This is a genomic window from Microtetraspora sp. AC03309, from assembly GCF_020826795.1.
Classification (GTDB): domain Bacteria; phylum Actinomycetota; class Actinomycetes; order Streptosporangiales; family Streptosporangiaceae; genus Microtetraspora; species Microtetraspora glauca.
Window position 1 is genome coordinate 38,950 of sequence record NZ_JADDIL010000070.1, and the last position, 10,946, is coordinate 49,895.

10 protein-coding genes are annotated in these 10,946 nt (G+C 66.7%); 6 read left to right on the forward strand and 4 right to left on the reverse strand.

Going from position 1 to position 10,946, the window contains the following annotated elements; translation table 11 throughout:
- The first annotated feature begins 12 nt into the window (after nucleotides 1–12).
- The 4 genes from IMZ11_RS32550 (at nucleotide 13) to IMZ11_RS32565 (ending at nucleotide 3,857) form a co-directional block, all read left to right on the forward strand.
- The gene (locus IMZ11_RS32550; protein ID WP_228646241.1) at nucleotides 13–678 is read left to right on the forward strand and encodes a TetR/AcrR family transcriptional regulator; all 666 of its coding nucleotides are present in this window, start codon (nucleotides 13–15) and stop codon (nucleotides 676–678) included.
- Nucleotides 679–832: 154 nt separating this feature from the next.
- Complete coding sequence (locus IMZ11_RS32555; protein ID WP_228646242.1) at nucleotides 833–2,452, forward strand: class I adenylate-forming enzyme family protein; 1,620 nt, start codon at nucleotides 833–835, stop codon at nucleotides 2,450–2,452.
- A gap of 107 nt (nucleotides 2,453–2,559) precedes the next feature.
- Nucleotides 2,560–3,036 (forward strand): ADP-ribosylglycohydrolase family protein, encoded by a 477-nt coding sequence (locus tag IMZ11_RS32560; RefSeq protein WP_228646243.1) that lies wholly within the window; start codon nucleotides 2,560–2,562, stop codon nucleotides 3,034–3,036.
- Nucleotides 3,033–3,857 carry an SIR2 family protein gene (locus IMZ11_RS32565; protein ID WP_228646244.1) on the forward strand — a complete coding sequence of 275 codons (825 nt, stop codon included), beginning with the start codon at nucleotides 3,033–3,035 and terminating at the stop codon, nucleotides 3,855–3,857. The genes IMZ11_RS32560 and IMZ11_RS32565 overlap by 4 nt, the downstream gene beginning before the upstream one ends.
- Here the strand turns inward: IMZ11_RS32565 and nadD are convergent.
- The 4 genes from nadD to IMZ11_RS32585 all read right to left on the reverse strand — a co-directional run bounded on the left by nadD (nucleotide 3,766) and on the right by IMZ11_RS32585 (nucleotide 7,405).
- Nucleotides 3,766–4,365, reverse strand: coding sequence for a nicotinate-nucleotide adenylyltransferase (gene nadD / locus IMZ11_RS32570; RefSeq protein WP_228646245.1), 600 nt, complete (start codon nucleotides 4,363–4,365; stop codon nucleotides 3,766–3,768). The two genes, IMZ11_RS32565 and nadD, sit on opposite strands and share 92 nt — an antisense overlap.
- Nucleotides 4,366–4,521: 156 nt before the next feature.
- Nucleotides 4,522–5,289, reverse strand: coding sequence for a permease-like cell division protein FtsX (locus tag IMZ11_RS32575; protein WP_228646246.1), 768 nt, complete (start codon nucleotides 5,287–5,289; stop codon nucleotides 4,522–4,524).
- Between the two features lie 271 nt (nucleotides 5,290–5,560).
- Entirely contained in the window at nucleotides 5,561–6,181 is a 621-nt protein-coding gene (locus IMZ11_RS32580; protein ID WP_228646247.1) for a hypothetical protein, read from the reverse strand.
- Nucleotides 6,182–6,559: 378 nt separating this feature from the next.
- Nucleotides 6,560–7,405, reverse strand: a complete 846-nt coding sequence (locus tag IMZ11_RS32585; protein ID WP_228646248.1) for an alpha/beta fold hydrolase — start codon at nucleotides 7,403–7,405, stop codon at nucleotides 6,560–6,562.
- Nucleotides 7,406–7,635: 230 nt separating this feature from the next.
- Here IMZ11_RS32585 and IMZ11_RS32590 point away from each other — a divergent pair, with 230 nt between their 5' ends.
- Together IMZ11_RS32590 and IMZ11_RS32595 are read left to right on the forward strand one after the other, a co-directional pair.
- Nucleotides 7,636–9,687: a VOC family protein gene (locus tag IMZ11_RS32590; RefSeq protein WP_228646249.1), complete on the forward strand. Its 2,052-nt coding sequence runs from the start codon at nucleotides 7,636–7,638 to the stop codon at nucleotides 9,685–9,687.
- Between the two features lie 60 nt (nucleotides 9,688–9,747).
- Nucleotides 9,748–10,266: a hypothetical protein gene (locus tag IMZ11_RS32595; RefSeq protein WP_228646250.1), complete on the forward strand. Its 519-nt coding sequence runs from the start codon at nucleotides 9,748–9,750 to the stop codon at nucleotides 10,264–10,266.
- Nucleotides 10,267–10,946: the final 680 nt, after the last annotated feature.

Sequence of the window (10,946 nt, forward strand, 5' to 3'; positions counted from 1 at the left end):
ACGGCGTCTCCCGTGACTCCGGACGAGGCGGGTGCCGACGCGGCTCTGGACCAGGACACCCGGATCCGGCTGATCGAGGTGGCGGAGCGGCTCTTCGCCGAGAACGGGATCGCCTCCGTCTCGCTGCGCACGGTCGGCGTGACCGCGGGCCAGCGCAACAACTCGGCCGCCCAATACCACTTCGGCTCCAAGGACGGGCTGATCGCGGCCATCGCGCACCACCGCTCCGCGCCGATCACCGAACGGCGCATGAAACTGGTCGAAGAGCTCCGGGCGGCCGGCGAGCCGCCGGGCGTCGAGGCGCTCATCCGGCTGCTCGTGGCCCCGCTCGCCGAATCGACGACGCGGCCCGGACGGCAGAGCTGGTATCTCCGCTTCCTCGCCGGCGTCATCGACCATCCGATGATCCAGGACCCCCGGGAGTACGGCGGCCAGAAGCATCCCGGCATCGGGTACATGCTGGCGCAGCTACGGCTCCGGCTGCCCGGCCTGCCCCAGGCGGTGTTCGAACGCAGGACCCGGTGGATGGCCGTCATCGTGATCCGGGTTCTCGCAGACCACGAGCGCCGGCGGTCCTCACCCGCGGGTCCCACCGCCACTCTCGACGAGGTCGTCTCCGATCTCACCGTGAGCATGGCGGCCCTGCTGCGGGCACCGGACGCGCCGGGCGGAGACTGAGAGAATATTCGTATCGCAGTCCCGGTGACCGGGAAGACCCGTTTCGCGGCGCGTGCGGAAGCCAGAATGGGCGGCCAACAAGACGGATTCCCGCCGGCACGAGAGGCAATCGATGTCCACGTCGACAGATCCGAGAGCGGCAGCGTTTCAGATCATGGCCCGCCTGACCGGTCCCGGCGGCGATTTCGAACTGGCCGAGGAGGACGTCCTCGGCGCACGCATGCAGGTCTACAAGAACCGTGCCAGGTCACTCGGACAGGTCCTCGCCGACTCCGCCCGGTTCGGCGACCGCGACTACATCGTGACCGCGAGCGAGCGGCTGAGCTTCACCGAGCACCTCTCCCAGGTCGCGTCGCTGGCCACCGCCCTCCGCGACGAGTACGGCGTGCGCCCCGGCGACCGGGTCGCCATCAACGCGGCCAACTCCCCCGCCTGGATCGTCTCGTTCTGGGCCACGGTGACGCTCGGCGCCGTGGCCGTCGGATACAACGCCTGGTGGTCACGCCGGGAGGTCGCGTACGCGCTGGACCACAACGAGCCCACCGTGGTCATCGCGGACGCCAAGCGCGCCGCGCTGGTCGAGGACGACGTGACCGTCCTGACCATGGAGGACGACATCCCCCGGCTGGCCCGCCTGCACCCGGACGCCGTCCTCCCGATCGCCGACGTCGCCGAGGACGACCCCGCCGTCATCCTCTACACGAGCGGGACGTCGGGACGGCCGAAGGGCGCGGTGCACTCGCACCGGAACGTGACGTCGGTCATCGAGTACCACCGGATGAACGACGCCATGATGCGCGCGTTCGGCGACCCGTCCGACCCCGCCGACCGGCGTTATCTGCTGGCCCTTCCGCTGTTCCACATCGCCAGCCTGCACAACCTCGCCGTGCCCCGCCTGGCGACCGGCAGCGCCGTGGTCATGCACCAGGGCGCCTTCGACGTGGACCGCGTGCTGCGGCTGATCGAGAAGGAGCGGGTCACCAACTGGGGGGCCGTGCCCACGATGGCGCACCGGCTGATCGAGCACGGCGACCTGTCGAAGTACGACCTCTCCTCGCTGAGGTCCTTCGCGCTGGCGTCCGCGCCGTCCTCGACGGCGTTCAAGGAGCGGCTGCGCCGGGCGTTCCCCCCGGCCAAGGACGCCCTGGTCGACAGCTACGGGCTGACCGAGACCTCGACCGCCGTGGCCGCGGCGACGCCCGCCGACCTCGCGGAGGCGCCCGGCACGCTGGGCCGTCCCATCATGACCGTACGGGTGGAGATTCGCGACCCGCTGGGCGAGCCGCTACCCGAGGGCGAGGAGGGCGAGATCTGCGTCCGCAGCCCGTTCAACATGCTCGGCTACTGGAAGGACCCGGAGGCCACCGACCGGACCATACGCGCGGACCGGTGGCTGCACACGGGCGACATCGGCGTGATGGAGCAGGGGCGGATACGCCTCACCACCCGGCGTTCCGACCTGATCCTGCGCGGTGGAGAGAACGTCTACCCGGCCGAGATCGAGAACGTCCTGGCGGAGCATCCCGCGGTGCTGGAGTGCGTCGTGATCGGCGTCCCCCACCCCGATCTCGGCCAGGAGGTCATGGCCGTGGTCGTCACCGACGGCGAGCATCCGGTCAGCGAGGACGACCTGCGGGCCCACGCCCAGGGGGAGCTGGCCTACTTCAAGGTGCCGTCCCGCTGGCGGATCACCACGGAACGGCTGCCGCGCAACGCGACCGGCAAGGTGGTCCGCAGTGACGTCGAGAACTCCGTGAGCGACCGCTCCTCCTGAGCGATCTGGCCGGAAACCCGGCGGGACCCCGCCTCGGCAGCGGGGTTCCGCCGTTTCGGTGAACCCCTGCCGGACGTACGGACTCACCCCGGCTGCACCGCCACCTGGTGGAGACGCTGTCGATCGCCACCCACCGGGCCCCGGAGTCCATCGCCGCGGCCTGCGTCGTCGCCGCGATGGCCGCCTGGGCGATCGAGGGCGTGAGCCTCGACACCGTCCTCGCGGCGGCCGAGACGGAGGCCGGCTGGGTCGCCGATCGGTACGGCGAGCCCACCGCCGTACGCGCCGCGCTGGCCGGAACCTGGGCTCCCCCGGCCGACGGTGTCACCCTCGACGCGCTGGAGACGGCCGCCACCGTGGTCCACGTACTGGGCACCACGACGGACCTGGACTCGGCGTTGCGCGCGTCCGTCCTCCTCGGCGGCGACACCGACACCGTCGCCGCGCTGGTCGGCGGAATCCGCGGCGCGATGGCTCCCGACGAAGTCGACGGCCTCACCTGGCTGCCCCTGGTGGACTTCCCACGACCCTCCGACCTGGCCGAACGGCTGCACCGGCTGCGCGTCGCCCGGTACACCCGGTGATCGAGGAGATCGCCGCCGGGATCCGCGCGGCGGCCCGGCCGATCGCCGTACTCGCCGGATCGGGGGTGTCGCAGTCGGCCGGGGTGCCGACGGGGCAGGATCTGTTGCGGGGGCTGGCCCGGCGGCGTGGTGAGGACGCCGGCCCCGATCCGGTCACCTGGTACCTCGGGGCGCTCGAAACCTTTCCCGACTACTTCGGAATGGTCGGGGACGGTACGGATGCCCTGCCTGATCCGATCTTCGACCGGCCCTCGACCACGCCCGCGCATCGGGCGATCGGGCGCATGGCCGCGGCCGGCTTCGTCGGACCGATCCTCACCACCAACCTTGATCGCCTGCTGGAGCGGGCGCTGCGCGAGGCGGGGGTGCCCTTCGACATCGCCTACGATCTCGACGCGCTGGCGCGGATCGGCCTTGACGGGGTGGTTCTGCTCAAGCTGCATGGTGACTACCGGGACATCGGCATCCGGCACACCGCGCGCGCCGCGCACTCCTACCACGGCGTGATCGACGACCTGCTCGACCGGGTGTTCGCCGGCTTCGACCTGCTGGTCTGCGGCTGGTCGGCGAGCTGGGACGTACCGCTCCGCCGTGCGCTGCGCCGGGCGGAACGGGAGCGGATCTGGTGGCTTCAATGCGGGCCGCCGTCCGAGGCGGCGCAGCGGATCTTCGCGGTGCGGCGTCCGACGGTGGCCGCGGTGGAGGGATCGGACGAAGGGCTGACGGAACTCAGTGCGCTCCTGCTCGGTACAGACCGCGACGCACGATGTGGTCCGCCACCGGGTCGGGCACCAGATTGCGGATCGGTTGGCCACGGCTGACCCGCCGCCGGATCACCGTGGAGGAGATCTCCCAAACCGGGACGTGGAGCAGCATCACGCGGCCGCGGAGCGGCAGAGCGCCGTCGGCCAGTTCGTACCCCTGCCGCGAGCAGAACACGAAGTGCGCCAGCTCCTTGAGGGACCATGCCTCGTGCCAGGTGCCGATCGACCCCAGGACGTCGGCGCCCGCGATGAAGTACAGCCGGGCTCGGGGGCCGTACAGGCGCCGCAGCTCGCGGAGCGTGTCGACGGTGTAGGTGGGACCGGTCCGATCGATCTCCATCCGGCTCGCCGAGAACCGGGGGTCGGGCGCGACGGCGAGCTTCGTCATCGCGTACCGTTCCTCGGCGTCCGAGACCTCGCGCAGGTCCTTCTGCCAGGGGCTTCCCGCCGGGATGAAGACGACCTCATCGAGGTCGAGCCGGGGGGCGGCCTCGCTGGCCTTCAGCAGATGCACGTTGTGGATCGGGTCGAAGGTGCCACCCATGATGCCCAGGCGGACAGTCATGGCTCAGTATCGACGTCCGCCGCCCCGCCCGCAGTTGCCTTTCGCGATACGAAAGTGATCCGGGCCCGCGCTCTTCGGGATGATGGATGAGTTGCCACACATTGGGGAACGATCGTGCAAGCCCACCAGCTCGCCTCTTCCTTCGCCGTTATCGACTCAGCGACCTTGTTCGGCGTCCTGATAGGCGAGCACATCCTGCACGGCGATGACGAACGTCACGCCTTCCATCGCCTTCACCTTGGCGACGAACGCCTTGATCTGGGTCAGATCCGGCACCCTGACGATGAAGGACCCGGACATGTCCTCAGGAGCCATGCCGAGCGTTTCGCCATCATTGCTCTCAAGCCATTGCGCCCATGCCTTGCTCCGATCAATGAATTCAACGGACTTCACTTCGGGCATCGCCCGGAGCGCTCTACCAATGGCGTCCCTGTTCGCCTCACTGCCGTCGCAGTTCAGGAGGGAGATCGTGACTTCATCGCGTTTCTTCTCCGCTTCCGCCCGCTTCCGCTGCGCGTCTTCGGGGCGCTGGTCCGGTATGACCTGCGAGACTCCCGGTAAGGCTCGGATCTTCCCCTTGACTTCGGGGAGGTCGCGATGATCAGCCAGAACCACGCGGAAAGACTCCGGGAGGGCTGAGGGTTTCATCCCGCGCTTCAACGCACCGATGAGCCCACTGTCCGGGGTGCTCTCCTGGCGGTTTCTGAACCGTACGTCGGTCACCTCGGGCATCGCGCGGATACGCTGTTCGATCACGCGCTTCTCCGGGTCGGTGGCGACCCCCCTGCCCTCACACGCGCGATAGAGGTCCTCGGCCGCACACAGGAAGACGGACATCGCCTGTCGATTCGGGTTCTCCCCTCCAGAGGAGAGCATTCGATATCCGGCGAACGCGATCACTCCGCAGACGAGCAGAATGCCCACCAGGAGCAATGACGACCGGCCGCGGCGCCCTCGCGGACCACCGTGGGGCGGTGCTTCCATCTCTCCGGCGTCTCCGGGGTACTGATCCACTGCGGCAGTATCCCGTCATGCCAACAAATATCGGAAGCGTTCTCCGGTATCCGGCGGTCTTCTGTGATCTCGGAAAGGGCGCATCAGGCCACTGCGGGGTATCCCCTCGCCCGCCGGCCTGCCGAAGACGCTGCCCTGAGTCCCCTCCGCCGGTGACTCTCTTCCTCCTCGCGTGGTGTCGTCAGTCGAACCAGACGACAAGACGCACGCCGTCAGGCGCGAACCGCTGCGCCAACGCCCGCATCACCTCGAAGACGTGTTCCCACCCAGTGCCCGGGCCCAGCACGTCCAGTCGTGTCACCGGGCCGTATTCGAGTGTCGCCCCGGCAACCTCCCAGCGCCCTGCCGGGGCCTCGACGGGCGAGGCGCCCAGCGGCGGCATGCCGTACTGCTCGACAACCTCATCGGGCCACTGGTCATCGATCCGATACCGCTCGATCATCCAAGGTCTTGGGTGGATCTCAAGCATCCCCCGTGCGGCCGGACGGACTGTCATGTCCAGCTCACGAAGCTCCGCCCACGAGACCCACGTGCAGCTGTGTATGGCGTCATCGAGCCGTGCATCGCGCTCGTACTCGGTACGAACGGATTCCGACACGTCGGCCGGGAGGCCACGCTCGGCCGCGACCGGGGTCCAGCCGAGCCAGTCACGGACGCCGAAGAGACAACCGAACGCCGCGTAGTCACTGCCCTCATAGAGCACGTCGAGGCGCATGCACACTGCCCACGCCTCCCCCTCATGCCAATCCTTACCAACGGACAGGTGACGAACCTCGATAAAGCCGTAGATGTCGGTGCCCACGGCGACAGGGTAAACGGATCCAGATCTCTGCCGCCCGCTCAGATGATCATCCCGATCACGCCACACAGGAACGTGTATGCCACCGCGACGCCGATCACCTGTGTGATCCCTCGTGAGCCTGCTGATGTGAGGTAGCCGTGCGGTCGTCGACGTCGCCCGACCCTGAAACCGCGCATTGAGGCGACCGGTCGACCCCGGCCAGGACGGCTTGCGGGTTGGCCGGGGTCGAGGTGAGGCGGTAGGCCATGATGTCGTGCTGATCGCCGGCCGCGCCGAGCGAGTCGGGATCCGCATGGTCTGACGGATGGACGACGTCGGCCTGTTCGCCGTCGCGGCATGACCGCCGACCATGTCCCGATCACCCGAGCAGTCGGCGAATCACTGCTCGATGAAGGCGGAGACCAGGCGGTTGAACTCCGCCGCGTGCTCGATCTGCGCCCAGTGGCCGCAGCGGTTGAGCAGCACCATGCGGCTGTTCGGGATCCGGGCCACCAAGTGCAGGCTGTTCTCGTAGTGAACGACCCGGTCGTCACGCCCGTGGATCATCAACGAGGGCGCGGTGATGGTCGCCTCCCGCCCGGCCAGGTGCCAGTACGGCGACGGCTTGGGAGGCCCGTTGAACTGCGAGTTCCAGCTCTCCAGGTGGTCGGGGCGAGCTAGCGCGGCCGCCGAACGAGCTGCGGCCAGTTCGTCGGTCGCGACCGTCTGGTCGAAGCACATCACCTGAACCAGCCGCTTCATGTTCTCCGGCGTCGGCTCCCGGTAGGCGTGCAGCAGGACCTTGAGGCCCTCGGTGATGCCGCCACCCGGCGAGAAGATGCCTTGCAGGGGCGCGGGCGCGCCCATGGTGATCAGGTGCGAGACCCGCTCCGGGTGCAGGATCGCGGTCGAGATGGACGTCACCCCACCCATCGAGTTGCCGACCAGGGCGGCCTTCTCGATGCCGAGCTTGTCCAGGAAGTCGATCAGGACCTTCGGGTGATCGCGGCCGGTCTCCTCGGTCTGGGTGTCACTCTCGCCCCACCCGGGCATGTCGACCGCGATCACGCGGAACTTCTTCGCCAGCGCCCCGATGTTCGGGGCGAAGTTGGTGAGTCCGGTGGCGCCTGGACCACTGCCGTGCAGCAGCACGACCGGGTGCCCCGTGCCGGCCTCGACGTAGTGGATGCGGAAGTTCGGGACGTCGACGAATCGATCGACCTGAGTGGTTTCGGTGTCAGTCATGCCCTTCTTTTAGGGCTAATGGGCCGGGGCGGCGCCAAGGTGTTCCAGACACTGGAACCCGGATTGTGAGGCCACCGCGGCTATCCCCTGAACCGCCTGAAGCGGTGGTTGCGCGTGTGTCTCAGAGGATCGGTTCCAGCGGCCGGAACACGGCGGCGGGCTGACGTGACCGGCGGCACATACTCATCGGCACCGACGAGTCCGTCGCGAAACCGCTCACAAGGAGACACATGAGCAAGATCGAATCCCTCGGCTACGTCGTGCTCCGGGGACCGCTCCAACAGTGGAAGGAGTTCGGCACCGAGGTGCTCGGTGCCCAGTTGGTCGCCGGACCGGACGATTCGACCGCACTGCTCCGGACCGACGAGCGCGCGTTCCGCATCGTGGTCCAGGACGGGCCGGCCGGGCACGACGCGCTGCTGGCGATCGGGTTCGAGGTCGCGACGCCCCAGGCACTGGACGATCTCGTCGCCGACCTGACCGACGAGGGGATCGAGGTCACCGAGGACGCCGAACTGGCCCGTGCCCGCCGCGTCCAGCGTTTGGTCACGTTCAAGGACGGCGACGGGTTCCTCATCGAGGCGCACGTCGGTCACGAGATCAGCAATGAGCCGTTCGTGTCGCCGCGCGGCGTCAGGTTCGTGTGCGGCGAACTCGGTCTCGGCCACGTCTTCCTTTTCTCTTCTGACGCGGCGAAGGCCTCCCCCTTCTACCGGGATGTGCTCGGTTTCCGTCTCAGCGACACGGTCGTCATGGGCGGGAACGAAGCGTTCTTCCTGCACTGCAACCCCCGCCACCACACCGCGGCCTTCGGGACGTTCGACGGGATTCCTTCTGGGATCGGGCACCTGATGATCGAGGTGGGCACGCTGGAGCAGGTCGGCCGGGCCCTCGACATCGTCCAGAGCAGCCCCTACCCGGTGCAGATGAGCATCGGCGAGCACACCAACGACCGGATGACCTCCTTCTACGTCGTCACCCCGTCGGCGGCCAGCATTTCCGGTTACGACATTCAGGCACTCGCCTCCGACGGAACTGTTGTAAAGGAGGTATCCGCCACCGGGCACGAGGCGGTGATCACAGGGCTTGCTGATGCAACGCATTACCGCTTCCAAGTGCGGGCCCGCACAGTGCATGGCGCGGGGCCTTGGCGGCAGAGCGCACAGATCACAACACAGACGTCGCCTGAGAGCGTTCAGCAGTACATCGATGCCGTACGGCAGTACCACGAGGTCCAAAATTCGATCAAGGAGGGTACCGCCCCGGATGTCGAATCCGCCCTGGAAGGGCGCAGCCAAGCAGCCCTGGTCCGAGCCATCATCCACAGCGTGGGCGGCGACCTGTCGACATGGGTGAGCAACGCTGCCGACCATGGTCTGACGCAGCGCAGTTCAACTGTGACGATCGATGAGTCGCTTGTCACCCTGTTCACGGACACCGGGCGCATCGTCGTCCATGCCAAGACCGATATCGAAGTGACTTATGTGAGCCAGGAGGGCACGGCAGACGAGAAGATCAATTCAGAGCGCTTCCAGAGCACCCGGGACTACGTGTTCCGGGCAGGGACGGACGCAAGCCTGACGGGGGAGTCCGACGGGCTTTCCACAGAAGATGCTATTCAGGGCGGAGAGGGGAATGCGCAACTCTTCAGCGCCACAGCCACCATCCCCGCTGGCGCGCCGTCCCTGCCGGTCGACGGCAAGGGCTTCCCTGTGGTGGGCTCTCAAGATGGCCCTTCCAACCCACCCGCGCCCTCATCGCTGATCGACCGCAACGGGATCAAACTCTGGGCCCTTGAACATGCCTATGACGAACCCGAATACGAGAACGATTGCACTAATTTCGTATCCCAGTCCATCTATTTCGGTGGGCGAGCCAGGATGTCAGTGCCGGCAGGGCCACTCTCCGGACTGACGGAACGAAAGGATCCGTACTACTGGTATCAGAACTGGCCACACAACCTCCTGACATCCTATTCATGGACCGGAGTCAACCTCTTCTACAAGCACTTCGTGCAGTTGCGCGGGCGTGCCACTTTCGTCCCCAGTTGGTCGCAGGTGCAACCCGGAGACATCTTGCTCTTTTCGATCAAGGGAACGAATTTCGGTCACGCCTCGGTCGTCACCCGTAACCGCCCAGGCATAGGAACGCCCGCCTGGTACGGCATCTACTACGCTCAGCACACTGGCGCAGGCGCCTATCGCTCCCTTGTTAAGGGGTTCGCGTGGTGGAAGGATCACTATCCCCAGGGCAAGGTGTACGCCATTCGCATCAATAGATGAACACTTGATGCCAGGGGTGCGGCAAGACTTCGCCGCACCCCTGGCACGATCGGAGAATAGATGTCCCAGAATCAGCGGAAAGGCGTCCGGCGCATGTCGAGATTATGGTGGATCGGTGTTTCCGTAGGCGCGCTCCTGCTGTCCGTTGTTGTTTACGAGAACTGCCCTGACTGTCAAGTGGCGGGCTGCCATGTGATCAACCCTGTGCGACGGCACATCCCCTTACCACGGGAGAGTGCGAGCCCCACTGAAGTTGTCGAAGCATATCTGAGGGCAGTCGTCAGCCGTGACAAGGAAGCTGCGAAGAAGCTGTCGTCCAGCAACTTTTTTAATTCGCAAGAATCGCTCTACGAGAGCCCCTTCTGTGACTGGGTGGACATTTCTGAAGTGCAGATTAAAGCTGACTCGAATGTTGATGAGGTGGGCATCATCTATGTTACGGTAAAAGCTAAGCTGAAAGCTCGGGTGGGGTTCTCGCTCGCCACCGACGACGAGGGGTTCTCCTATTGGAGCTACTCGGTCGGAAAACGTTCTGCCGCCGATCCCTGGAGAATCTTGGATTATGGTATGGGCGTATGATCCGCACTTCGGCTACGGGCCGTCCCACGACGGAACTGCTCCGCGATGATGACCAGGGCCTCGCCAGCGCGTGCTGCCGTCGCCGACCGCCGAGGAATGCGCCCAGGTGCTGACCGCGCAACGTGGTCGCCACCCTGAACCGGGGGCATCACCAGCTTCACCGAGCCGGGCTCTCCCCGTGATGGGAACACACCTTGGTCGAGGCGCGGCGCTCACCCCACCCGATGACCCGCTGGCGAGCATGTCGAGACACGCCCGCTGGTGGACAGCCACCCCGTCGTGGCCGAAGCAGTTGAGCTGTTCCAGTCGCTCAAGTGTGGCAATCCGTGCTCCTGCGGGCGGGCGGCGGCGCGAAACGCCGCCAGCGCCCAGGGGAGACATGCGGCGTGGCCGGTGCGCAGGCCCTCGGCCAACGTGAGCGCCGTGGCCAGCAGGTCCAGGTCCGGCCTTGCCTTGGCAGCCTGCATGGCGAAGCCCATGATGGCCCGGTAGGCATCCACGTAATCACGCAGCTGGACGGTGTAGTTCTCGGCGTTGAGCAGCGCCTGAAGGAGCTTGCCGTATGGACGATGATCTCGTCGTCTAGAAGACCGCTGAAGATCTTGGTCTAAGCCTGTCGTGCATGGGTGGGTGCCCTGCGGTTAGGCGGTGGTCGACTCAAGGGTCCAGACGCCGCCGGT

Excerpts from the sequence above, each read along its gene's own strand:
- IMZ11_RS32555 (WP_228646242.1), top strand. The coding sequence starts at position 833 with ATGGCCCGCCTGACCGGTCCCGGCGGCGATTTCGAACTGGCCGAGGAG.
- nadD (WP_228646245.1), bottom strand. The coding sequence starts at position 4,365 with ATGACTGTCCGCCTGGGCATCATGGGTGGCACCTTCGACCCGATCCAC.
- IMZ11_RS32585 (WP_228646248.1), bottom strand. The coding sequence starts at position 7,405 with ATGACTGACACCGAAACCACTCAGGTCGATCGATTCGTCGACGTCCCG.
- IMZ11_RS32590 (WP_228646249.1), top strand. The coding sequence starts at position 7,636 with ATGAGCAAGATCGAATCCCTCGGCTACGTCGTGCTCCGGGGACCGCTC.
- IMZ11_RS32595 (WP_228646250.1), top strand. The coding sequence starts at position 9,748 with ATGTCCCAGAATCAGCGGAAAGGCGTCCGGCGCATGTCGAGATTATGG.